The organism is Methanoculleus sp. SDB (assembly GCA_001412355.1).
In the GTDB taxonomy this organism is placed as follows: domain Archaea; phylum Halobacteriota; class Methanomicrobia; order Methanomicrobiales; family Methanomicrobiaceae; genus LKUD01.
The window spans coordinates 1-20,919 of the sequence record LKUD01000035.1; the positions used below are offsets into that span (position 1 = coordinate 1).

26 protein-coding genes are annotated in these 20,919 nt (G+C 57.5%); 11 read left to right on the forward strand and 15 right to left on the reverse strand.

What is annotated here, in order from left to right; all coding sequences use genetic code 11:
* Positions 1 to 89: 89 nt before the first annotated feature.
* A complete protein-coding gene (locus tag APR53_09290) occupies positions 90 to 1,187 on the reverse strand; it encodes a hypothetical protein (protein ID KQC04862.1) in 1,098 nt (365 codons plus the stop codon).
* Between the two features lie 28 nt (positions 1,188 to 1,215).
* Between APR53_09290 and APR53_09295 the strand changes: the two genes are divergently transcribed.
* Complete coding sequence (locus APR53_09295) at positions 1,216 to 2,202, forward strand: radical SAM protein (GenBank protein ID KQC04863.1); 987 nt, start codon at positions 1,216 to 1,218, stop codon at positions 2,200 to 2,202.
* A gap of 13 nt (positions 2,203 to 2,215) precedes the next feature.
* Here the strand turns inward: APR53_09295 and APR53_09300 are convergent, their stop codons facing one another.
* The 3 genes from APR53_09300 to APR53_09310 form a co-directional block, all read right to left on the reverse strand.
* Positions 2,216 to 3,445 carry a hypothetical protein gene (locus APR53_09300; GenBank protein KQC04864.1) on the reverse strand — a complete coding sequence of 410 codons (1,230 nt, stop codon included), beginning with the start codon at positions 3,443 to 3,445 and terminating at the stop codon, positions 2,216 to 2,218.
* A 99-nt stretch (positions 3,446 to 3,544) separates the two neighbouring features.
* Positions 3,545 to 4,156: a 5-deoxyadenosylcobinamide phosphate nucleotidyltransferase gene (locus tag APR53_09305; GenBank protein ID KQC04865.1), complete on the reverse strand. Its 612-nt coding sequence runs from the start codon at positions 4,154 to 4,156 to the stop codon at positions 3,545 to 3,547.
* The gene (locus APR53_09310; GenBank protein KQC04887.1) at positions 4,144 to 5,124 is read right to left on the reverse strand and encodes a hypothetical protein; all 981 of its coding nucleotides are present in this window, start codon (positions 5,122 to 5,124) and stop codon (positions 4,144 to 4,146) included. The genes APR53_09305 and APR53_09310 overlap by 13 nt, the downstream gene beginning before the upstream one ends.
* Positions 5,125 to 5,333: 209 nt before the next feature.
* Here APR53_09310 and APR53_09315 point away from each other — a divergent pair, with 209 nt between their 5' ends.
* Entirely contained in the window at positions 5,334 to 5,513 is a 180-nt protein-coding gene (locus APR53_09315; GenBank protein KQC04866.1) for a transcriptional regulator, read from the forward strand.
* Between the two features lie 176 nt (positions 5,514 to 5,689).
* Complete coding sequence (locus APR53_09320) at positions 5,690 to 6,829, forward strand: cell division protein FtsZ (protein KQC04867.1); 1,140 nt, start codon at positions 5,690 to 5,692, stop codon at positions 6,827 to 6,829.
* Positions 6,830 to 6,936: 107 nt separating this feature from the next.
* Here the strand turns inward: APR53_09320 and APR53_09325 are convergent, their stop codons facing one another.
* The gene (locus tag APR53_09325; protein KQC04868.1) at positions 6,937 to 7,212 is read right to left on the reverse strand and encodes a hypothetical protein; all 276 of its coding nucleotides are present in this window, start codon (positions 7,210 to 7,212) and stop codon (positions 6,937 to 6,939) included.
* 16 nt (positions 7,213 to 7,228) lie between these two features.
* Between APR53_09325 and APR53_09330 the strand changes: the two genes are divergently transcribed.
* Positions 7,229 to 8,089 (forward strand): phosphoserine phosphatase, encoded by an 861-nt coding sequence (locus APR53_09330; protein ID KQC04869.1) that lies wholly within the window; start codon positions 7,229 to 7,231, stop codon positions 8,087 to 8,089.
* A gap of 62 nt (positions 8,090 to 8,151) precedes the next feature.
* Entirely contained in the window at positions 8,152 to 9,279 is a 1,128-nt protein-coding gene (locus APR53_09335; protein ID KQC04870.1) for a hypothetical protein, read from the forward strand.
* 153 nt (positions 9,280 to 9,432) lie between these two features.
* Here the strand turns inward: APR53_09335 and APR53_09340 are convergent, their stop codons facing one another.
* The 8 genes from APR53_09340 to APR53_09375 form a co-directional block, all read right to left on the reverse strand.
* Positions 9,433 to 9,882 carry a hypothetical protein gene (locus APR53_09340; GenBank protein ID KQC04871.1) on the reverse strand — a complete coding sequence of 150 codons (450 nt, stop codon included), beginning with the start codon at positions 9,880 to 9,882 and terminating at the stop codon, positions 9,433 to 9,435.
* A 140-nt stretch (positions 9,883 to 10,022) separates the two neighbouring features.
* Positions 10,023 to 10,301, reverse strand: a complete 279-nt coding sequence (locus APR53_09345; protein KQC04872.1) for an RNA-binding protein — start codon at positions 10,299 to 10,301, stop codon at positions 10,023 to 10,025.
* A 14-nt stretch (positions 10,302 to 10,315) separates the two neighbouring features.
* Entirely contained in the window at positions 10,316 to 11,332 is a 1,017-nt protein-coding gene (locus APR53_09350) for an aspartate-semialdehyde dehydrogenase (GenBank protein KQC04873.1), read from the reverse strand.
* Positions 11,333 to 11,606: 274 nt separating this feature from the next.
* On the reverse strand, positions 11,607 to 12,368 hold the full coding sequence (locus APR53_09355) for a 4-hydroxy-tetrahydrodipicolinate reductase (protein ID KQC04874.1): 762 nt from the start codon (positions 12,366 to 12,368) through the stop codon (positions 11,607 to 11,609).
* A complete protein-coding gene (locus tag APR53_09360; protein ID KQC04875.1) occupies positions 12,361 to 13,236 on the reverse strand; it encodes a 4-hydroxy-tetrahydrodipicolinate synthase in 876 nt (291 codons plus the stop codon). The genes APR53_09355 and APR53_09360 overlap by 8 nt, the downstream gene beginning before the upstream one ends.
* Before the next feature lie 9 nt (positions 13,237 to 13,245).
* On the reverse strand, positions 13,246 to 13,437 hold the full coding sequence (locus tag APR53_09365) for a 30S ribosomal protein S17e (protein KQC04876.1): 192 nt from the start codon (positions 13,435 to 13,437) through the stop codon (positions 13,246 to 13,248).
* 11 nt (positions 13,438 to 13,448) lie between these two features.
* Entirely contained in the window at positions 13,449 to 14,000 is a 552-nt protein-coding gene (locus APR53_09370) for a phosphomethylpyrimidine kinase (protein ID KQC04877.1), read from the reverse strand.
* 6 nt (positions 14,001 to 14,006) lie between these two features.
* Positions 14,007 to 14,558 carry a phosphohydrolase gene (locus APR53_09375; GenBank protein KQC04878.1) on the reverse strand — a complete coding sequence of 184 codons (552 nt, stop codon included), beginning with the start codon at positions 14,556 to 14,558 and terminating at the stop codon, positions 14,007 to 14,009.
* 21 nt (positions 14,559 to 14,579) lie between these two features.
* On the opposite strand from APR53_09375, the gene APR53_09380 reads away from it, so the two are divergent.
* Positions 14,580 to 14,828: a hypothetical protein gene (locus APR53_09380; protein ID KQC04879.1), complete on the forward strand. Its 249-nt coding sequence runs from the start codon at positions 14,580 to 14,582 to the stop codon at positions 14,826 to 14,828.
* Here the strand turns inward: APR53_09380 and APR53_09385 are convergent.
* The gene (locus APR53_09385; GenBank protein ID KQC04880.1) at positions 14,825 to 15,835 is read right to left on the reverse strand and encodes a DNA primase; all 1,011 of its coding nucleotides are present in this window, start codon (positions 15,833 to 15,835) and stop codon (positions 14,825 to 14,827) included. The genes APR53_09380 and APR53_09385 overlap by 4 nt on opposite strands.
* Positions 15,835 to 16,578, reverse strand: coding sequence for a DNA polymerase (locus tag APR53_09390; GenBank protein ID KQC04881.1), 744 nt, complete (start codon positions 16,576 to 16,578; stop codon positions 15,835 to 15,837). The genes APR53_09385 and APR53_09390 overlap by 1 nt, the downstream gene beginning before the upstream one ends.
* 106 nt (positions 16,579 to 16,684) lie before the next feature.
* Here APR53_09390 and APR53_09395 point away from each other — a divergent pair, with 106 nt between their 5' ends.
* From APR53_09395 to APR53_09415, 5 genes are all read left to right on the forward strand, one after another.
* Positions 16,685 to 17,293: a 50S rRNA methyltransferase gene (locus APR53_09395; protein KQC04882.1), complete on the forward strand. Its 609-nt coding sequence runs from the start codon at positions 16,685 to 16,687 to the stop codon at positions 17,291 to 17,293.
* Complete coding sequence (locus APR53_09400; protein KQC04883.1) at positions 17,271 to 18,149, forward strand: cyclic pyranopterin phosphate synthase MoaA; 879 nt, start codon at positions 17,271 to 17,273, stop codon at positions 18,147 to 18,149. Before APR53_09395 ends, APR53_09400 begins: the two co-directional genes overlap by 23 nt.
* 108 nt (positions 18,150 to 18,257) lie before the next feature.
* Positions 18,258 to 18,767: a hypothetical protein gene (locus APR53_09405; GenBank protein KQC04884.1), complete on the forward strand. Its 510-nt coding sequence runs from the start codon at positions 18,258 to 18,260 to the stop codon at positions 18,765 to 18,767.
* 21 nt (positions 18,768 to 18,788) lie between these two features.
* Entirely contained in the window at positions 18,789 to 19,973 is a 1,185-nt protein-coding gene (locus APR53_09410) for an acetylornithine deacetylase (GenBank protein KQC04885.1), read from the forward strand.
* A 203-nt stretch (positions 19,974 to 20,176) separates the two neighbouring features.
* Complete coding sequence (locus tag APR53_09415; protein ID KQC04886.1) at positions 20,177 to 20,734, forward strand: hypothetical protein; 558 nt, start codon at positions 20,177 to 20,179, stop codon at positions 20,732 to 20,734.
* Positions 20,735 to 20,919 lie beyond the last annotated feature (185 nt).

The window sequence follows — 20,919 nt, forward strand, 5'->3', positions numbered from 1 at the left end:
GCACCAGTGGCTTTCAAGGCCACCGCCTTTCCGGACTAGACTATCCCGGCTCTGCTTAAACTTGGTGCTGGTTGGTTAAAAAAGTGGTGTTATGGCTGCCTGCGGCAGATTGCCGCAATTCCCGCTGCGAGGATGACGAGGAAGAGCGGCAGCGGCGATTCCTGTGTCGGGGTTGTTGCGATGTCACCGAAGTAGGAGGCGGCATCGGCGCTGACGGTCACGGAATCGGCATTCCGAACCGAAAGTGTCGCGGTTCCCTGGTCGGAAAACGTCACCGGATAGACCTTTACATATACCATCCCGCCGCGGGCGGTGATCCGTACCTCCTCAGGGTTGAGGTTGCCCTGCGCATTGACCTTCTGCACCGCACCGTCCTCGTCACTCACCTCGACCACCCAGTCGATTCCGACGGATGTGGTGATGGTGACCGTACCCGACCGGGTGTCAACGGCAAAGTATGCGGGAGCATCCCGTGAAGCGGTGGTGGAAGCGGTCACGACAGGCCCGGCCGGTTCGGCTGTCGGTGTGGCGGTCGGTCCGGTACTGCCGCGGATCGTGAATTCGTTCGTGGTGATATACCCGTTCGCATCGGCGAACCTGACCCTGTACGTGCCGCTTTCCGTTATCGTGACCTGCCGGGAAAAGGCTCCGGTGCTGTCGGTTTCGATATACGTCGGCCCGAAGATGATGCTTCCCGAGGGTGCGGTAACCGTGACCTGCACGCCGCGGTTCCCGAGGAGGCTGCCTTTGCCGGTGATGTCAAGCATGCCGTCAAAGTTCTGCACTCCCGGTGAGGTGATCACCAGTTCGGTCGAACGGTCGATGATCTGGATTGTCTTCGGTTTCGCAACCGTTGCCTCGGAGGCCGATCCGAAGGGATACGCCTTGTTATCGGCGATCTGCAGGTTGTATTCTCCCGCCAGCAGGCCGGTTGTCTCGAAGGTCACCGACCATGCGCCGCCCTCCTGGATGGTAAAGTTCTGCTGGGAGATCTGGCGGACGGACGGCCTGCTCTTGTAGAAGATCATCTGAAAGCTTACTCCCGGAGGGATATTGCTGGTTCCGGTGATGACGAGCGGCTCTCCGACGGGCAGCTCCGTTTCGCAGTCGCAGTTGATCAGGTACGCAGACGCGGTCCCGACCAGTACGAGGCTGAGAAGAATCACACCACAGGCGATCGTTTTCATAGTCAGTGATACAATACTATAACGGTTAATGATATCTGTGGAACTGGAAAAACCGCTTGCGTGCTGGAAAGGGAAAGACGCTGTCGACGGGTCCGTCGTCACGACGCTGACCGTCATCTTCAGGACCGGAGGGTGCGCGTGGAACCGCTGCCGCATGTGCGGTTACCGGCATGAACGCTACCACAACCTCCCGGCCGATGCCCTCGCCGAACGGATTATCCGGCAGGTTGCATGGGTGAAGGCGCATTTCCGTGACGACGAATACCAGATGCTGAAAATTTTCACCTCGGGGAGTTTTTTCGACCCGGAGGAGGTTCCCCCGCCCGTGCGGGATGCGATCGCGGCAGCGTTCCGGGGAAAACTCGTCGTTGCGGAGACACGGCCGGAATACGTTACCCCCGATGCCGTCACGGAGTTTATCGCGGGCATCGACACCGGCGAGCGGGCTGTGCCGCTGTATATTGCCATGGGCCTTGAGACGACGGATGACGGCATCCGGGAAAAGTCCATTGACAAGGGATTTACTTTTGCCGATTTCACCGATGCGGCGGACCGTGCCCGGGCGGGCGGGGCGGGTGTCAAGACCTACCTGATGATGAAACCGCCGTTTCTCACGGAGCAGGAAGCGATTGACGATATGAACCGGTCGATTCGTGAGGCCGCCCCCCTGTCGGATATGATCTCGATGAACCTCTGCACGGTGCAGTCCCGCACCGAAGTGGAACGCTACTGGAAGCAGGGCGCGTACCGTCCCCCGTACCTCTGGAGTGCGCTTGCCGTCCTTGCGGATGCCGCCACCCACGTGCTCTGCGATCCGGTGGGCGGAGGATCGGTCCGGGGGCCGCACAACTGCGGGGCCTGCGATCACGACATCATCAGGGCAATTACGGACTACTCGCTCACGGCCGATCGCTCGCTTCTCCGGGCAGTTGCCGAAACGGAGTGCGCCTGCAAAAAAGAGTGGGAGTTTGTCTGCTCCCGCGAAAAGCCGTACTGCATGCCGCTGACGCGGTAGGTGGCGTGGCGGGTTACCGGACGCTGTCGCTCTTGAGCTTTTTGGCCAGCAGGGGGAGGAACGCCCCTGCATCGCTCACCACGCCGATTGCCTGCATGGTGCCGCGATCCATGAGTTTCGTGACCGATGCGGGATTGATGTCCACGCAGATCGTCTTGACATAGCTGGGCAGGCAGTTGCCCACCGCGACCGAATGCAGCAGGGTTCCGATCATGATCACCATATCGAGATTGCGGATGTACTTCCGCATCTCGTCCTGCGCCGCCATGGTGTCGGTGATCACATCGGGAAGCGGGCCGTCGTCGCGGATCGATCCCGCGAGAACAAAGGGGATATTGTTTTTCACGCATTCGTACATGATGCCCCCGGTAATGATGCCCGATTCCACTGCCTTGCGTATCGATCCCGCCCTGATGACCTCGCTCAACGCATAGATGTGGTGCTTGTGCCCTCCGGTGACGAGCGTGCCCGTGTCGATGTTCATCCCCAGCGACGTGCCGAAGAGGTTGTACTCGATATCATGCGTGGCAAGAGCGTTGCCGGCGAAGAGAACATCGATACAGCCGTTTCTGATAATCTCCGCAAGTGCCGGGGCGGCCCCCGTGTGGATGATGGCGGGCCCCCCGACAATCCCTATCTTCCCGCCGTTTTTCTTGAGACGGATCATTTCAACGGCAATCTTTTCGATGATGGTTTCGCTCGGGCGCTCGGACGACACTGTCCCGTGCATGAATTCAAACGTGCCGACTTTCCGGGGACGTTCGGGAGGGGTTACCCGCACCCCGGTCTCCCCGATCACCACGTGATCCTCACGCCTGAGTTTGTCCATCGGGGTGCAGCGGGCCCTCCCGGCTTCGGGATCGACAACGATCAGGCAGTCCATCTCGATATCTTCCACCGGGGCCCAGTTCCCTGCGATCTTGACAAACGTAGGATGATTTGTCGTCGAATAAAATCCCTTGGGGACAATCCGGTCGCCTTCGGCAGCCTCGAGGCGGGCGTCCATGACTTCGGGCATCCGGGCACCGAGCGGATGAAGCTCGCTCATGATCGATTCCAGCTGTGCCTCATCCCTGCCGTTTACGCGGATCCGGGCAAAACTCGGGTCTTTCTTCCTCTTGCCGATGTCAAAGTGTAATATTTCAAAATCTCCGCCCATGTCCATTATTTTATCGAAAACATGGGTCATGATGCCAGAGTCAATAATATGGCCCTCAAGCTCGAACTCCCGGCTCAGGTGCATGGGTATAGGTCTGTCGGGGTGTCTTATTATGATTTCTTCCCGCAGCTTTCCGTTTCCTGACCGAAACGGCGACCACCGGCGAAGGTTTCTCGCTTCCGGTCACGCCCTGCCGGAGGCATTTTCCGGGCAGAGGTGCTTTCTCGCCATGGCGAGTTCACCGCGGGTGTTGATATTGAATACCAGCCGCCGGTCTGCGATGACCAGCCGGTGTTCCGCCTGCTCTTCCGTGATGTGGCCTCCGTGGAGTATGTTGACGCCTGCCGGACAGATGTCCGTCTTCCCGTCCCGTTCGATATAGCGGGTGCGGCAGTCGTACTGCATGCAGAGGCTCCGGGGGACCCATGTGGAGAGTGCGGGCAGCCCCGACGCGCCGTATGCGGCATGGATGTCTGCGATCAGATCCGGATCAAGACAGGGAAGATCGGCGACGCACGTGTAAAAAGGATGGTCTTCTTCCAGCTCCACGGCCGCCTCGATGACATCGGCAATGTACCCGCCGCCCGATGCGCCGAAGCACGGGATGCCGTGGGCGCGGCACCAGTTCTTCGTCATCGGGGTTTTGGGTGATGCAACGACGATCACCTCCATTCCGGCACCGGCGAAGGCCTCGATGACATAGGTGATCATGGGCTTTTCGCAGATGGTGACAAGCGGCTTTTCACCCATGTTCAGCCGGCTGCCCACCCCTCCCGCCATGATCAGCGCACGCATGATCGGAGCGCCTCCACGAGCATCCGGTTCTCCTCCCGCCGCCGCACGGCGACGCGGATCGCCTTCGGCAGCCCGAATGACGTGCAGTCCCGCACGAGGATGCCTGCCGCCCGCATGGCGGTTGCGACAGCCTCCGCCGGGCGATCACAGTGGAGGAGGATGAAATTCGTGCCCGACGTCTCGAACCGGATGTCTTCATCACGAAATGCGGTGCACAGCCACTCACGTTCACGGGTAATGAGCCGGCGCGACTCTTCGAGCATATCGTAGTGGTGCAATGCCTCGAGTGCATAGGATTCGGCGATGGTATTGACCGTCCATGGCGGGCGCATGACCTCCATGCGTTCGATAAGATCGGGATCGCCGCAGCCGAAACCGAACCTGATGCCCGGCACGGAGAATGCCTTTGTCAGCGATCTGAGAACAAAGGCGTTCTCCGTCCTGACATCCGCAACGCTCTGTGCGGGATCGGAGAGCTCGATGAATGCCTCGTCAACGAAGAGCAGATGACCCCCGGTCTCGGCTTCCCCGATCATCTCGATCAGCCCGGATCGCGGGATGAGGCGGCCGGTGGGATTGTTCGGATTGCAGACAAACCTGACCCGGGCACCGGCGCCGTCGATACGCCCTCCTGCAAGACAGGCCGAAAGCGCGTATTCACCGAAGGTCGGGGTAGCTATCGAGACCGGCGTGCCGGGCGTCACGGCCACATGGCAGAACGTCCTGATGATCTCCACCGAACCGTTGCCGACACAGATCTCCTCGGTGCGCCTGCCGGCAAGGCGCGCATACCCCTCCTTGAGCTGCCCGTACGTATCGTCGGGATACTCCGCGAGGAGTGCGGGGTCGAAAATCCAGTCAAATTCGGGAGGGAACGGGTTAAAATTGGCACTGAAGTCGATATAGTCGTGAAGGGCACCCTCCCCCCCGGGAGGTATTCTGCCCCCATGTACGACCTTTTTGTAGATTCCTGAATGCACCGCTTGCGTCCCTCCTTTTTAAAAATATTAGCGATTCTCCGATAAAACGGTTGTGAGTTGCCGATAATCACAATGCACAAAGTATAAATACTGCCGGGTAATAAGAAGATTTGTCTGATGAAGTCAGGCGGAGAGGTGTCATATGTCTGACATAAAGCAGACAATTGACTGCCATATGTCAGATTGAGTGATTCAGGATGATGGAGCGAATTACAATCCGTTTGCCCCCCCAGCAGGTAGCCATGCTGGAAAAGCTGGTCGAAGCAGGTGAATTTCCGACGGTATCGGAAGCGGTAAGGTATGCCGTCCGGGAACTCATCGAAAAGCACGGGAACCGTGCCCTGAGGGACAGCGAACAGATTTCATTTGAAGTGTAGGGGAGTTATCGCAATGCAGTCTGTAATACGGGAAGATGCTCGACGGCGCACCGAGTTGGAAGAATTAATCAGCCGGGGATTGCAGGACGTTGATTTCCTTACTATCATTGAGAATCACCCGAACAATGTGTTGGGAGAAGGAAAGACTTACCGATAGTTCAGAAAGGAGGTTTAGGATGCAGACTATTATTAACGAGGCACTAAGGCACGCTGAGAATGAAAAACAGAACCGCAGTTTCCAGAACGAAGAGGAAGATGACTTCCTCGGCCAGCCGCGGATTGTCATCGTGGGATGCGGAGGCGCCGGAAACAACACGATCAACCGGCTGTACCACATGAAGGTGAACGGCGCGGAAACGATTGCATTAAACACGGACAAACAGCACCTTGAGATGATCCAGGCTGACAAGCGCGTTCTGGTCGGCAAGTCGCTCACGAAGGGTCTTGGGGCCGGCGGCTTCCCCGACGTCGGGAAGCGTGCGGCCGAGATGGCGCGGACAACACTCGAGAATCTGCTGGAAGATGCCGATCTCTGTTTCGTCACCGCCGGAATGGGTGGCGGCACCGGCACGGGAGCGGCCCCCGTGGTTGCCCAGATCGCGAAGGAGCAGGGTGCGATCGTCGTCGGCATGGTCAGCTATCCCTTCCAGGTCGAGAAGGCACGGCTCCTGCGTGCGGAAGACGGACTTGAGGCGCTTGCCAATGCAGCCGATTCGGTCATCGTCCTCGACAACAACCGGCTCATGAACTTCGTTCCGAACCTTCCGCTCGGACAGGCATTCTCGGTCATGGACCAGCTGATTGCCGAGACCGTGAAAGGGATCTCCGAGACAATCACCGAACCGTCCCTCATCAACATCGATTACGCCGACGTCAGGGCCATCATGTCCAAGGGCGGCGTCGCAGTCATGCTCGTCGGTGAGAGCAAACAGCAGAACAAGGCGGAGAGCGTTGTGCACGAGTGCCTCAACCACCCGCTGCTCGACATCGACTATCGCGGCGCAACCGGCAGCCTCATCCATATTACGGGAGGCAACGACCTCACCCTCCAGGATGCCGAAGAGATTGCAAGTTCCCTTACCTACGAACTCGACGCACATGCCGACGTGATCTGGGGTGCCCGGGTCAACAGCGATTACGAGGGGAAAGTGCGGGTCATGGCCATCATGACCGGTGTCAAGAGCGCCCAGATTCTCGGGCAGCGCCACGGTGTAGCCGAACCGGCATCCCGGTTCAACTCCCGCTCATCCGCCTCCCCGAAAAGAGCGGCAGCCGACTCAACCAGCGGTACCGGCCTGATCGATTTCATCAGGTAATCCCGCGCCATAATTTTCTCCACCTCTGATGCGGGCATGCCCCCCGCACTCTGTAAGAGGATCCGTCTCCGGGACCGCCCGGAGATGGCATAATTTTTGCCGACTCTTCACGTCAGGTTCTTCCGGCATTCCGGTGATGCGAAATGCTTAATATGGCGGAATGCGTTTGAATAATAGATATCACTGTAATGCCCCGTGCGGCATCGAATGGTGAAGGGATTCATCCCGCATGAATCCGCAGGTCGGGAGTTGAATAACACGAACAGCCGGATGAACAGCGGCCCGTGCACCGGGTCGGATTGAAGTCTTTGTTTTCGTTTTTTCAGAATCTCTCTCTGTGATCCTTCATCATCGCCGCATACGGGCAGTACGGGCATCGACATTGAGGAATGGTTGAGCATGTTGAACGAGTTGATTGAAAAACGCAAAAAGAATCTCGCTGAATCTGAAACGCACAAGGATAAGAGGAACGAGCTGAATGCCCTCGCGAGCAACCATGCACGCCAGCGCAACCAGTTAAACGCCCAGACGCGTGAGTTTGTTGAGGAGGCGCAGAAAAACAAGGAGCTCCGTGACACCTACAACGAGCAGGTTCAGTCGCTGAAGGATGAACGGAACGATTTCAACGATCAGGCGAACACTATTTTCGAAGAGATCGACGTGTTCAAGAAAGAACACGGCAGTATCAAGACCCGGGGAATCAAGGAACTCCAGAAGCAGATTGAATACATGGAGTTCCGTCAGCAGACCGAAGTCATCAGCAACGACAAGGAACGGGAGCTGATAGAGAAGATCAAACATCTCAAAGCCGAGGTCAGGGAACAGGAATTCGAGCTCGAGCAGAACAAGGAGATGCGGACGAAGCTGCAGGAAGCCCGTGAACTGCGGAAGAATGCATCGGACATCCATGCCCGGGTCACCGAGATGGCCGAACTGGCCCAGCAGCACCACGATCTGATGGTGGAGTGCTACCGGAAGGCCGACAAATCACGCGAAGAGGCCGACGAAGCCCACCGGCAGTTTGTCGAGGCGCAGGAGGCGGCGGATGCCGAGCACAACCTGTTCATCGCGAACCAGAAGGAAATCCGGGACTATGACAAGGTAATCGGAGGCCTCCGGAAGAAGACAAAGCGGACGAAGATTACCAAGGAAGACAAGGCCGTCCGCAAGGAAGCCGAGCGTGTCTTCCAGCTGTTCCGCGGCGGAGAGAAACTCACCACGGACGATATCCTGCTCCTGCAGCGGGCCAAACTCATATAATTCTCTTTTCACCGGTTCCGGTCAGCAATTATTAATAGATTTGAGGAGATGTGTTAGTGAGCATGTCAAATGGCCGGACACTGATTCTATGCGTCGATCGCGATGACGACATCGGGTATAAGGCAAAGATCGCCAGTCCGGTCATCGGAAGGGATGCCTGTCTTGCCGCCGCAAATTCACTCGGACTTGTGGATCCCGAGGATTCGGACGTCAATGCGATTTTCCATTCGGTGAAGGTCTATGACGATCTCAGCGGCCGGGGAGAAGATGTCGTCATCGCGGTTCTTAGCGGCAACCACCTCAACATGATAGACGGCGACAGAAAGATCGCCGCCGAACTCGCCGAAGTCGTGAACCGGACCGAGGTGACATCCTGCATTCTCGTCACCGACGGTGCCGAAGACGAGTTCGTGCTTCCCATCATCCAGTCGGTGGTTCCGGTCACCGGCATCCAGCGGGTTATCGTCAACCAGATGCCGAATCTCGAAGGCACGTATTATATCATCAAGAAGCTACTCGACGACCCGAAGATCTCACGGCAGGTTCTCGTTCCGATCGGGCTTGCGATGCTGCTGTATGCAATCGCATACCTGCTCGGGTACCCGGAGGGCGCCACCATCATTGTCGTCGGTGTCATCGGGATCTATCTCCTCTTCAAGGGCTTTGGCGTGGATGAATACTTCAATTATTTCTATCTGGCACTGCTCCAGTCGTTCCGCGGGGGGCGTTTTACCTTCGTTGCGTACATATCCGCCATTCTTCTCGTCATCGTCGGCATCGTGATGGGCCTCACGAGCATCCTCCAGTGGTATTCGAGCGAAGGAGGAGTATTTTTCTACCTGCTTTCCTTCGGCTACGGGTCGGTGGCGTGGTTTGCCATTGCCGGGGTCATCGCATCGATCGGAAAGATCGTGGACGTCTATCTCAACGAACCCGGCGTGCTCGGGCGTGTCGTTGTGCTGCCGTTCTTTATTATCGCAATCGGCGCCATCGCCTACGGGGCGAGCGTCTATACCCTCTCCATCAGCGGCTCGATCGATTTCCCCGTCTCTGCCGACGAGGGGATTCGCCTGATCGTCTACACCATGGTCGGAGGGCTCCTCTGCGCCTTTGTCGGGGTATATCTCCAGCGCCTTATATACCGATGGAGCGGGCATATCTTTGCACACCCCGCACGGGATAAGATGTGAGTTCGCCGTCCCCCCTGTTCTTCCGGGTCCCGCCGGGGATCCACGGTCCGTTCCATCCGTGAGAGTGCCCCTTCCGCCGCCCCCCGGTCCCCGTACGGCAGACGGCGTACCCGGGGACGGAGTGTACCTGAAAAAAGATGGGAAATGAAGTCTTCAGGCGGTTTCAAAGTAACCGATGCCGTTCGGGAAGATTTCGGTGAAGGTGTGATACCTGACGGACTGGGGTGTCCTGATGGTGAGTTCCGGGATAACCGCCCTGAATTCATGCTCCGGGAACCAGTATGACCCGTCCCCGTAATTGAACACCATGTCATCGACGACGACAACCGCATGATCGAGCTCAATCACCCGGAACTGCGGATTGTCAAAGTTCAGAATACTCGTCAGCTTGGTCTTCAAATCCGATTTTCCAAGCAGGACAACGAGTAATTGGACGCCTTCATCGATCTCGTACGTCATGTCGATCGTCGCACGATCATTGACGAGATCTACCGTCACGGATTCTACCGTAATGTAACTGTATCTGCCGGGTTCTGCCCCGGCGACCGGTACGATGAGCCCGCCGATGAACAAAACCAGTACGGCGAGTGACCAGTACTTCATTGCCCTGTACTTCTTTTATGAATCCGTTATATCCTTTCTGGTGGGGGCACAGGCCGTGCATTCTGCCAAAATACGCCTGATAATGGTTTTATCTGGCAAAAAAGGGTAAAATATAGGAAAAATGACCCGATGGGGGACTCTCAGTCCTGCCGGGTGCGCAGGAGTATCTCGATACTGGACACGTTCGTTCTGCCGCTGTCCGTATCGATAACCTCTGTCGACGTGATGATCTCCTTTTTATCCACGTGTTCAAGGAACCGGTTCAGTGCAATCTCCGCGGTGTCCACTGCCCGGGATATCGCCTTTCCCCGTGCCTTGATTGCGACCTCATCCGCTCCGTTATTGAATTGTGTAACGACTGCAAGAACATAGTTCATCACAGGCTTGTTTCCTACGAATACTGTGTTGTCTTTTAACATTGTCTCCCCCTCCTTCAGAGATACTTCCTGGTGGCAATCAACTCTGCATTCAGTACAGATGCACCGGCAGCCCCACGAATCGTGTTGTGCCCGTGCGCAATAAACCGCAGGCCTTTGCGAATTCTCCCGACAGATACGGTCATGCCGTCTCCACGGTTCCGGTCAAGCCGGGGCTGGGGGCGGTCGGGCTGGTCGAGGAAAAGGATCGATCTCTCAGGCTGGTGCGGCAGTCCCTGAAACGGTGCCGTGAAGGTCCTGTACGCTGCGATGGCCTCATCGACCGTCATGCCGCTGTCGATCCAGACTGCCATGGTATGCCCGTCGATGACCGGCACCCGGTGGCAGCTTGCACTTACCGAAAATCCTGCCGGGATGATTTCGGATCCGGTGAACGAGCCCATGATTTTTAAGGTCTCGGTCTCCATCTTCTCCTCTTCCGATCCGATATAGGGAATTATGTTGTCGTAAATTCCCATTGCGGGTACGCCTGCGAAGCCTGCTCCGGAGATGGCCTGCATTGTTGCGACGCGTACATCTGAAAAAGTACTAGATCGAAGGGGTGCCAGTGCCATGACAAGGACGATAGTTGAACAGTTCGGGTTTGTGACGATGAACCCGTCCGATCCCCTGTCCCTCTGGACGTCGATGAGGCCCAGGTGATCGGGATTCACTTCGGGAATCACAAGGGGTATGTCCTTCTCCATGCGATGGGAGGATGCGTTGCTGCAGACAGCAAGGCCTGCAGCAGCACAATCTTTCTCGATTCCTGCCGCGATATCGGCGGGGAGCGCGGAAAAGACGATGTCACAATCCTTCAGCTGGTCTGCCGAAGTCGGGCGAATCCGGATGTCTCCCACGTGCTCCGGGAAGGGCACGTCGAGCCTCCAGTTCACCACGTCACTGTACAATTTGCCTGCACTTCGTTCCGATGCGGTGAGGACGGTAAGATCGAACCACGGATGATTCGCGAGTAACTGTACGAAGCGCTGCCCCACCGCACCAGTGGCACCAAGCACTCCAACATTGATCATAGTTGAACAGATAATACTGTTCGTGGTTAAAAAAGGTTTGTAGTTTATTCCATATGAATCGCTTCGGACGGGCATTCCTCGACGCAGGATTCGCAGTCCACGCAGAGATCGGGATCAACGACTGCCTTGTCGTCTTTCATGGTAATTGCCGCCGAGGGGCAGATGTCCACACAGGTTTCGCATCCCGTACATTTTTCCGGATCAACTTTTGCAACCATTCTGTTTCTCCTCTGTACAAATTTAAGAAAAAAGATGAAATATGTTTCGATGTTGGCTACTCCAGCCCAAGGACATCCCGCATTGCATAGACGCCGGATGGCTGTCCCGGGACCCAGCGAACCGCACGCAGCACGCCGTGAGCGAAGACCGCACGGTCCGAGGCGTGATGGGAGAGTTCAATCGTTTCGTTGTTTGCTGCGAACAGCACGCTGTGGTCCCCGACGATATCGCCGCCGCGGATGACGTGGACACCTATCTCGTTGCCGCGCACGGCGACACCTTCCCTGCCGTACGCCCGTGCACGCGGCCCCACTTCATCCTCTATTATCTGGAGAATGGTCTTCGCCGTTCCGCTCGGCGCATCTTTCTTGTACCGGTGATGCGCCTCCGTCACTTCGATGTCGTAATCGCCGAGAAGACGTGCGGCCTCCCGGACGAGCTGCCAGAAGATATTGACGCCCACACTGAAATTGCTCGATATGACGGCGGGTATCGTGCCTTCCACGGCCGAGGTGATTTCGTCCCGCTGGGCGTCGGTAAATCCCGTCGTTCCGACGACGACCGCAACGCGATGGCGGGCGGCGGCTTTCACGTTCTCGACCGCAGCGGCGGCAACCGTGAAATCGATGAGCACGTCGGGACGGGTCAGGGCAAGCAAATCATCGATGCGGGATGCCTCGACAACTTCCGCACCGTGCAGTGTTCCCGACCTGATATCGACTCCGCCGACAAACTCCAGATCGGGAGCATCGACAACCATGTGCGCGATAGTCGTTCCCATTCGTCCGAACGCACCGCAGATTACAATTTTAGTCATACCGTGCAAGCACTCCGGCAAGGTTTTTCACTTTCTCTTCGTCCAGGTCATCGAGCGGCAGGCGTACGGGTCCGGCCGCCATTCCCCTCAGTCCGACCGCCTTTTTCACGGGAATCGGGTTCGTATCGATAAACATCGCCCGCATGAGAGGGGAGAGGGCATAATGGATATTCCGTGCTTCCTGAATCTTTCCCTCGGAGTACCGCTCATAGAGCTGGACCATCAGGGCGGGCTCGACGTTGGCCGCGACCGAGATGACGCCATGTCCCCCGAGGGCGAGCATGGGGAGCGTCATCGCATCGTCGCCCGAGAGGAGCAGGAAATCCTCGTCCTGCGTTCCCTCGATGATCTCCGATACCTGGGTGATATTGCCGCTGGCCTCCTTGATCCCGACGATATTCGGGTGCCGGGCAAGCTCGCAGACGAGATCGACCGGGAGGTTCTGTCCCGTCCTCCCCGGGACGTTGTACATGACCACCGGGATATCGAGATTCGCGAGGCTCTCGTAGTGTTTGATCAGTCCCGACCGGTTGGGCTTGTTGTAGTACGGACTGATGACGAGCACGCCGTCCGCACCGAGATCCTTCGCTGCCTTGGTAAACCGGATCGCCTCGGCGGTGTTGTTCGAACCGGTGCCTGCGAGCACGGGAACACGCCCGTCGACCGTTTCGATCGTCTCGCCGATGACGATTTCGTGTTCTTCAAACGTCAGGGTGGCGGATTCACCCGTCGAACCGCAGGGGACGATTCCGTGCACGCCCTCGGCGAGGAGAAAATCGATGTTGGCGCGGAGACCCCCGATATCGAGGTCCCGGACGGAATTTTCCTGAAAAGGAGTAATTATCGCTGGCAGAACGCCTTTGAACATAATATGGTATTATGCATGCTTTCTTCTATTTAGTTTTCTCGTGATATTGCCTGCGACCCGGTTCCGGACACGTTTGCTCCCGATCAGCGCGAGCTCAGCAACGGCCTGTTTATTCTCTTCAAAATCCCTCGAAAGGCGGTCTTTATGCTTTTCAATCAGTTCTGATCCCATTGTTTTGATGTATGTCGGCTTAATTCCCATCGAACACTATCCTACACGTTTGTATCTTTAATGCGACCTGACAGCATAATAATATTGCGTGCGATCGTTCCCGGATCTTCTCCCAAAACACGAATCATCGGCTCTTTTCCGACGGCTCCGCGGTCGAATATGATGTCGGGCACGCCGTCGCGGCAGCATTGCGCGACTCCCCAGTCCATTGTCTTCACACCCGGGGGCTCCACCGTCCGGTCGAACGAGCAGACGTCCAGCATCATCCCCTCGAGCAGGCGGACGGTTTTTTCGGAGAACCTGATGTTTGCGGCGCTTCGGATCCGGGGATCAAACTTCATCGCGGTCAGTACAATCCGTGCGATATGGTCGCTTGCCCCGAAAACGACGTCACCGACCGGGTGCACTGCCGTGCCGAGGCGGACGATGCGCCCCTGTACCCCCGCGACATCGCCGGGATCGCGCGCACCCGGGAGGGCAAAGACGATATTCATGCCCACTTCGGGTATGCAGGCGGAGTCCATCGCATCCGCGAGCAGGGAAACGGCATGCTCAACCTGCCGGATCACCTCGCCGCGTTCGTTTCCTGTCATCTCCTCTCACCGTAGTCCCAGTTCTTCCCTGATGGATACAATCCCGGCAATGGAGAGTTCGTACAGCGTCTGGCGATCCATCAGGGATTCGATCAGAGCGATGCGGCTCCGGTCGCACCCGGCGGCAAAGCTCTTCTCCTTATATTTCTTTTTCACGGTCTTCGGCGTCACGTCGCTCACGACACCGCCCTTGACGAGCGCACAGGCGATGACAAGCCCGGAGACGCTGTCGGCCGCCTGCAGCGCGATCTCCACCGGTGTCTCGTATGACGGGCCATGGAGGAAGTGGTTGTGGCCCTTTACGATCTTCGCAATCTCCTCGTCGACACCGTTTTCACGGAGAATCCGGTACCCTTCCACGCCGTGCCGCTGCATATCCTCCCCCACGAGTTCATAGTCGATGTCGTGGAGGATGCCGATCACCTCCCATCGCTCCGCATCCTCCCCGAGATATGCGCCGATCTGCTTCATGACCGCGGCCGTCGCATAGCAGTGCTTCCGGAGCGCGTCCGATGAAACATACCGGTGGAGAAGGGCGATCGCGTCGTCCCTGTTCATGGTATCCGGTTTTTTTCGGGGATGATAAAAACATGCGGTTTCGGGAAACGAAGGGATAGCGATTTATGCCGCGGGCGACCACAGTACATCCTCATGGATCCGCGTCTGTTAGACAGCCTCACCTCGGGGGCGAGCCTGGTTCTCCTGATCATCGGCCTTGCAGTCATGCCCCTCCTCCTTCCGTCCGGGTATGCATTCCTCGCAGCCCTGGTCGTCTTCATCGTGGCAATGAGTGCGGCCGGCTACATGATAGCCGAAAAATCCGCTTAATTGCCTGTTTTTTCTTTTTCCCGCTTTTTTCTGCGTTTGTAATAGGAGAGCGGGTGCTGGACGGTCTCGCAGTCGGCATTTTTGTTCACGCACAGCCCGTACGTGCGCATGGTCGCACAGCCGGGCGGGGTATATTCGGTCCCTCCCCTGCCCGATATGTGCTCGACCTGGTAGAGCGTCTTCGATACGTCGAAGTCGGGTGCGCGGGTATACACCTCGACGATCTGGGTGGTCTCCATGCCGATGGTATGGAGAAACGCGGTGAGGGCGAACCGTCCGGTATGCGGGATGTTCGTCCCGGCGGTGATCGCCGCGATCAGTGCCTGCATACAGGGGGGGAAGGCACTCTCGTCGATATCGCCGAACTCCTCGAGCATCTGCTGCTGGTACACCGCCGAGACGCGGTCGATATGCTCCCGGAGCTTCATGCAGATCCCTCCCGGCACCCGGAGAGGCAGCTGCCCCCGTATCACGCCGCGGATACGTTCGTGAATGATGGCGTACATATCATCCTTCTGTATTGCAACACGCCCTTTTCTGATTTCACGGTTGATCAGGCGCCACTTATCGTCGCGGAGCCTTGAAGCGAGTTCGATATACCGGACGACCTCCATGTCGCGGGCTTCAGGATCGAGCCCGAGGCTTTCGACAACATATCGCTTGAGTTCGTCGTTTTCGGTTTCTAAGAACCACACAGCACGTCCCGCCTCATAGCGGGCGAGCCGGTCCATCATCGAACGATCGCCCAGGCAGGAGACGACGAGGCGCGCCATGGCGTACCCGAGGATTTCGTCGTCGGGGATGTCGAGATCGGTCTCCCCATCGTCTTTTCCGAAGCTGATTGCCCTGATCAGCCGCTCGGTGCCTGTGTCAATAATTCCCTGTCCGGACTCTTCATCGTCCCGAATAAGACTTTCAAGCGGGATGTCCATCGAGAGGACGAACCCCTGTGCCTCCTTTAAAAACGGGTATTTTGCCAAGTCTGTCTTAAACAGCTCGACACTCATCAGTCGGCCTCGATGCGCGGGGCAAGCAGATACTCGACATGCCCGTTTCCGTCGGCGATATCGAATATGAACTTCACGGGATGGTCGATTCCGATGAGTACCTCGACCTGCTCCGCCCTGCTCATCACTTTCCCCATGTCTTTGAGATAGTCGAGCGAGAAGAGGGAACGCGCCTCCGACGCGGACAGGGAGACCAGTTCGTCCTTCCCCATTTCGAGCCGGATATGATCGGTGTCCCCCTCCGCCTCCATGTAAAAGATTCCCGCCGCCGGATCAATTCCGAGCGCGATCTTGTCGGAGATGACCGAAGCCGCCTTGATTGCCGAGTTGAGTGCGCTTCCCGAGAGGACGATCCTGCCCGGAAGGTCAAGGTTCGGCATATTCGGTTCCTTCCGGATCGTGTTCACATCAAGAAGCGTGATGGAATATTTGTATCCCCGGAAGGTGAGTGCCAGCTTGTGGCCGTCTTCGGGAAGCTCGAGCGACAGCATATCGCCTTTGCTCATCATCGCAATAATATTCTTCATTTTTGCGATGTCCATCCCGAGCTCCTGGGTTTTCGCGGTAAAGGAGGTGAAGGCCTCCGGTCGTACTTCAACTGACACCATCGCGACATTGGCCGAGTCGACCGCCCGTGTCCGGATACCCGCATCGCTCACCTGGAGCCGGCATTCCGTGACGAGGGCTGAAATAACATCGATGGTTTCCCTGAAGATATCTGCATCAATCGCTGCCTTTAACATCATTACCCCTTAACAAACTCTATTATAACTTATATAATCATATTTTTTAATAATATGTGGTGTTTTCCTTTTCGCCGCATCCGTAAACAAATGAGGTACCGTAACGATGGGTTCGCAATGGGGGCATGACCGGTATTATGCGAAAGCGATGAAGGACGGGTACAGGTCACGTGCCGCCTTTAAACTTGTCGAAATACAGAACCGGTTCAACATTATCCGGCCGGACGATAACGTGGTGGACCTCGGTGCCGCCCCGGGAAGCTGGCTGCAGGTGATACGCGACCTCACCGAGGGTGCGGTTGTCGGTGTGGATCTCAATCCGATTGCACCGGTTGACCGGACGGTGACCTTCACCGGCGATTTCACCACCCCGGCGGTGGAGGAGCGTATCCGTTCCGGGCTCGATGAAGTGAGTGTCGTCGTCTGCGACGCATCGCCGAAACTCTCCGGGCAGAAGGCGTACGATCAGGCCCGCGCGATAGGGATCTCGGAGGATGCTCTTGCCTTTGCCTGCCGGGTGCTCAAACCCGGCGGCAATTTCGTGGTGAAATCATTTCAGGGAGAACTCTTTCCCGAACTCCTGAATGCAGTCAGGGAACGGTTTTATTCCGTCCGCGTCTACCGGACGAAGGCTTCCCGCAAGGGGAGTGCCGAAGTCTACATCATTGCCAAGAATTTCAGAGGGAAAGAGAATGCTGCTCAAGGATCCCTATAACCGGCCGGTCACGAACCTGAGAATGAGCCTGACACCGAAGTGCAACCTCCGGTGCATCTACTGCCATGCGGAAGGGGAGGTCGATCCCGACGACGAAATGACGCCGGCCGAGATTGCGGAAATCCTCGACGTCGCGGTCCGGTTCGGTGTGAAGAGCGTCAAATTCACGGGCGGCGAGCCGATGGTGCGATCCGATCTTCCCGAGATCATCGCCTCGGTGCCGGCGGGGATCGAATCCTCGCTCACGACGAACGGGACTCTCCTCGCCCCCGTTGCCCATGAACTCCGGGAAGCCGGCCTCTCACGGGTGAATATCAGCCTGGATTCCCTGCAGCCCGAACGGTACCGGCGGATCACCGGCAAAGATCTTCTCGGGGACGTCCTCGCGGGGATTGACGCGGCACTCGATGCGGGCCTGACTCCCATCAAGCTGAACATGGTCGTGTTGAAGGGCATCAACGAAAGCGAGATCGAGGATATGATCGGATTCGTGCGGAACAACCGGAATCTCATCCTTCAGCTGATCGAACTGATGGAATTCAACGCATGCACCGATCATAGCGATGTGAGCGAACTGGAAAAGAGCCTTGCCTCCCGGTCAAAGACGATCATCACCCGGAGAATGCACCACCGGAAGAAGTACTGCTTTGACGGGGCCGAGGTGGAAGTCGTCCGCCCCCTGCACAACACGGAGTTCTGTGCGTTCTGCAACCGGCTGCGTGTCACCTCGGACGGAAAGCTGAAACCCTGTCTTCTCCGGAATGACAACCATGTCGATATCAGGGGAGTCCACGGCAGCGAGCTGGAAGACCTGTTTAAGGAGGCGGTCGCCCGTCGCGCACCGTTTTTCTCCTGAGCTAAAAAACCCCGATTCTGCCATGTTGGCGGGAACCACATCCTCCTGATGTGTTTTTCATTGCCCCTGTGCAAATGTATTTACCGGACGCTTGACCAATACAAGAGTATGACTGTGGACAACGAATATTTCAACATTCTCAGGAATCTCTACGACAAATCGCTGATTCTTGAGAGTATCAACGACTTTCACCCTGTCCTGTATTTTCATTTCCTCGATTCGCTCGCCCATCTTGATTTTACCCTCTGCCAGCTTTCCTTCAACTTCCAGTCACCGAGAAATCTCATGAACATGCAGTACATGCGGTGGCGGCTCGATGAGGAAAAGACCGGTGACCGCCCCCTCTTCCCCGCGTTTGTCACCTGGCTGAAAAAATCGGATCCCGAGCGGTTTAAACGCCTTCCCCTGCTCTGGCAGGAGATCTATGACAGCGATTCTCCGGCCGGCTACCGAAGCTTCCGGATTGTCCTGGATCCGAACAGCTACCAGCCGATTCCCGCTCGGTTTTTCCTCGTATCGATCGGCGAGTTCTTTGATCGGGAGTTTCTCAAGACCCTGTATCTCGACGGCTCGCTCGGGAAGCTCTTCGAGGAATACAGGGCTCTCCGGGCCGACTGACGTCGGCAGGACGGATCAGGCATGGATGTAGGTCGCCTCTGCTCGGAACTGGTGCAGATCAGGAGTGAAAATCCCCCCGGAAACACCGCGGAGATTATCGATTATATCGCCGGCTATCTCGATACGCTCGGGATCCGGTCGGTTCGCACGCGGAACCGCGGAGGCAGAAGCAACCTCTACGTGAACAGCCCGGACAACCGCCTTCTCTTCTGCGGACACGTGGACGTGGTTCCGGCACTTGCCGACGGATGGACCGACGACCCGAACTCGGGAGTGATTCGGGAGGGCTATGTCTGGGGCCGGGGGGCAACCGACATGAAAGGCGGGGTGGCGGCCATCCTGCAGGCGGTGGCGGATGCAATCGATGCGGGGGAGGACCCCGCCGTCAACCTTGCGTTCGTATGCGACGAGGAGACGGGCGGCGAATACGGCATCAGGCACCTTCTTGCCAAGAATGTTCTCACGCCCTGCGAATGCCTGATCGCCGAGCCCACGCCGCCGCTGAATCCCTGCCTCGGCCAGAAGGGCCTGCTCCGGATGTGCGCCGATTTTTCAGGGGAGCCGGGCCACGGTTCACTCTACCCCCACGCGGGAGTGAGCGCGATCATGGAGGCGTTCTCCCTGCTCGAATACCTCACCGCCCTCAACGAACGCTCCTTTCCGCCCCCCGAGGATCTGGCCGCCATTATCGACGCCTCGTCGAAGGTGCTCGGGGAGATCTATGCAAGCAGCGCTATCGGTGAGGCGCTGAGAAAGATCACCTTCAATCCGGGCAGGATCGAGGGCGGGGAGAAAGCGAATATCGTTGCGCAAAAATGCTCTCTGGTCCTCGACATACGGATTCCCTGGGGGTGCAGTGCCGAATCCGTGCTCTCCGCGCTGGACGCCCGGGCGCCGCGGGGTGTGATTACACCGTTAAACCTCGCGAGCCCGAGCTATTCCCCGCCCGATTCGCCGATCGTGGATGTCACATGCCGGGAAATCTCACGGGTGCTCGGAAAGCCGTCCTATCCGATTGTCCAGTGGGCCGCGAGTGATGCCCGCTATCTGCGCGGAGCGGGCTTCAACGTCATCGAATACGGGCCCGGGGAGATCCTGACGCTGCATGCCATCGATGAGCGGGTGGCCGTGCAGAACCTTGAACAGGTGACAACCGTCTACCGGGGAATCATGCGGGAATTTTCCGGGAATTCCGGCCGGCAGTAAACGAAAGCGGCGCGCAGACCGTCGCGTCCGCTCCCTGCAGCCGCACATGCCCCCGGCGGAATGGTGCCTCCCGGACGTTCTCCCCCATAGAAAGCATTTATAGGTCGGTGTGCAAACCCCTCTATCGAATGAACCCGCGCAATTTCAGCATACCGTTACTCCTCGTTCTCTTCAGCCTGCTTGCATGCGCCGGTTGCGCAGATATGCCCGCCGGTGACGGCGACGGCGGTTTCTTCGGTCCCCGCGTGACACCGACGCCGAGTGTCACTCCGACGCCCTCCTATCTCGTGGAATCGACACCGATCTCGACACCCCTGCCCGCACCCTCTCCGAAGGCCACGATGCCGGCCGCGACCCCGGCGGCGGCGACGTATGTCGAGATCTACAACACGACACTCACGTTCAACTACAATGCGACGGCGTTCGGCTTCAATCTTGTTCGCCCTCCGATGACTATCAAATACACGGTGCATCCGTTTATGGTAGAGCGGATTATCGAGCGCGAAAGCGAATACGGGACGCATCCCGACGTGACTTTCGAGAGGGAGATCCCGAGTGAATTTGCCGAATTCGTGGTGACGATCTACGACAAGAATACGCTGGCCGTCATTGCCAAAGAGGGGTACGGCAGGGCATACAGCTACGACGATACGCAGACCCTTACCATCCGGATGCCCGGCAACTACCAGATCGAGATGACCGGGAGTTTCGTCACGGCGGATGTCACGATCACCGTTCCGCCGGAGAATCTCTCTCCCTGAACTACCGCTTTTTCTCTCCCGCTCCCCTCCGAAACGGCCCTCCGGCGGCGGGCCCCGGCCGGAGGCGGGAGTCATATATTTAAGCGATGACTACGAATGTATGTAGGCAATCCGCGGCAAACACCCGTGTCCCGGTAGGGTAGAGGATATCCTAGAAGCCTGCGGAGCTTTTGACCCGGGTTCAA

Excerpts from the sequence above, each read along its gene's own strand:
- APR53_09290 (KQC04862.1), bottom strand. The coding sequence starts at position 1,187 with ATGAAAACGATCGCCTGTGGTGTGATTCTTCTCAGCCTCGTACTGGTC.
- APR53_09295 (KQC04863.1), top strand. The coding sequence starts at position 1,216 with ATGATATCTGTGGAACTGGAAAAACCGCTTGCGTGCTGGAAAGGGAAA.
- APR53_09300 (KQC04864.1), bottom strand. The coding sequence starts at position 3,445 with ATGCACCTGAGCCGGGAGTTCGAGCTTGAGGGCCATATTATTGACTCT.
- APR53_09305 (KQC04865.1), bottom strand. The coding sequence starts at position 4,156 with ATGCGTGCGCTGATCATGGCGGGAGGGGTGGGCAGCCGGCTGAACATG.
- APR53_09315 (KQC04866.1), top strand. The coding sequence starts at position 5,334 with ATGATGGAGCGAATTACAATCCGTTTGCCCCCCCAGCAGGTAGCCATG.
- APR53_09320 (KQC04867.1), top strand. The coding sequence starts at position 5,690 with ATGCAGACTATTATTAACGAGGCACTAAGGCACGCTGAGAATGAAAAA.
- APR53_09325 (KQC04868.1), bottom strand. The coding sequence starts at position 7,212 with ATGTCGATGCCCGTACTGCCCGTATGCGGCGATGATGAAGGATCACAG.
- APR53_09330 (KQC04869.1), top strand. The coding sequence starts at position 7,229 with ATGTTGAACGAGTTGATTGAAAAACGCAAAAAGAATCTCGCTGAATCT.
- APR53_09335 (KQC04870.1), top strand. The coding sequence starts at position 8,152 with ATGTCAAATGGCCGGACACTGATTCTATGCGTCGATCGCGATGACGAC.
- APR53_09340 (KQC04871.1), bottom strand. The coding sequence starts at position 9,882 with ATGAAGTACTGGTCACTCGCCGTACTGGTTTTGTTCATCGGCGGGCTC.
- APR53_09345 (KQC04872.1), bottom strand. The coding sequence starts at position 10,301 with ATGTTAAAAGACAACACAGTATTCGTAGGAAACAAGCCTGTGATGAAC.
- APR53_09350 (KQC04873.1), bottom strand. The coding sequence starts at position 11,332 with ATGATCAATGTTGGAGTGCTTGGTGCCACTGGTGCGGTGGGGCAGCGC.
- APR53_09355 (KQC04874.1), bottom strand. The coding sequence starts at position 12,368 with ATGACTAAAATTGTAATCTGCGGTGCGTTCGGACGAATGGGAACGACT.
- APR53_09360 (KQC04875.1), bottom strand. The coding sequence starts at position 13,236 with ATGTTCAAAGGCGTTCTGCCAGCGATAATTACTCCTTTTCAGGAAAAT.
- APR53_09365 (KQC04876.1), bottom strand. The coding sequence starts at position 13,437 with ATGGGAATTAAGCCGACATACATCAAAACAATGGGATCAGAACTGATT.
- APR53_09370 (KQC04877.1), bottom strand. The coding sequence starts at position 14,000 with ATGACAGGAAACGAACGCGGCGAGGTGATCCGGCAGGTTGAGCATGCC.
- APR53_09375 (KQC04878.1), bottom strand. The coding sequence starts at position 14,558 with ATGAACAGGGACGACGCGATCGCCCTTCTCCACCGGTATGTTTCATCG.
- APR53_09380 (KQC04879.1), top strand. The coding sequence starts at position 14,580 with ATGATAAAAACATGCGGTTTCGGGAAACGAAGGGATAGCGATTTATGC.
- APR53_09385 (KQC04880.1), bottom strand. The coding sequence starts at position 15,835 with ATGAGTGTCGAGCTGTTTAAGACAGACTTGGCAAAATACCCGTTTTTA.
- APR53_09390 (KQC04881.1), bottom strand. The coding sequence starts at position 16,578 with ATGTTAAAGGCAGCGATTGATGCAGATATCTTCAGGGAAACCATCGAT.
- APR53_09395 (KQC04882.1), top strand. The coding sequence starts at position 16,685 with ATGGGTTCGCAATGGGGGCATGACCGGTATTATGCGAAAGCGATGAAG.
- APR53_09400 (KQC04883.1), top strand. The coding sequence starts at position 17,271 with ATGCTGCTCAAGGATCCCTATAACCGGCCGGTCACGAACCTGAGAATG.
- APR53_09405 (KQC04884.1), top strand. The coding sequence starts at position 18,258 with ATGACTGTGGACAACGAATATTTCAACATTCTCAGGAATCTCTACGAC.
- APR53_09410 (KQC04885.1), top strand. The coding sequence starts at position 18,789 with ATGGATGTAGGTCGCCTCTGCTCGGAACTGGTGCAGATCAGGAGTGAA.
- APR53_09415 (KQC04886.1), top strand. The coding sequence starts at position 20,177 with ATGCCCGCCGGTGACGGCGACGGCGGTTTCTTCGGTCCCCGCGTGACA.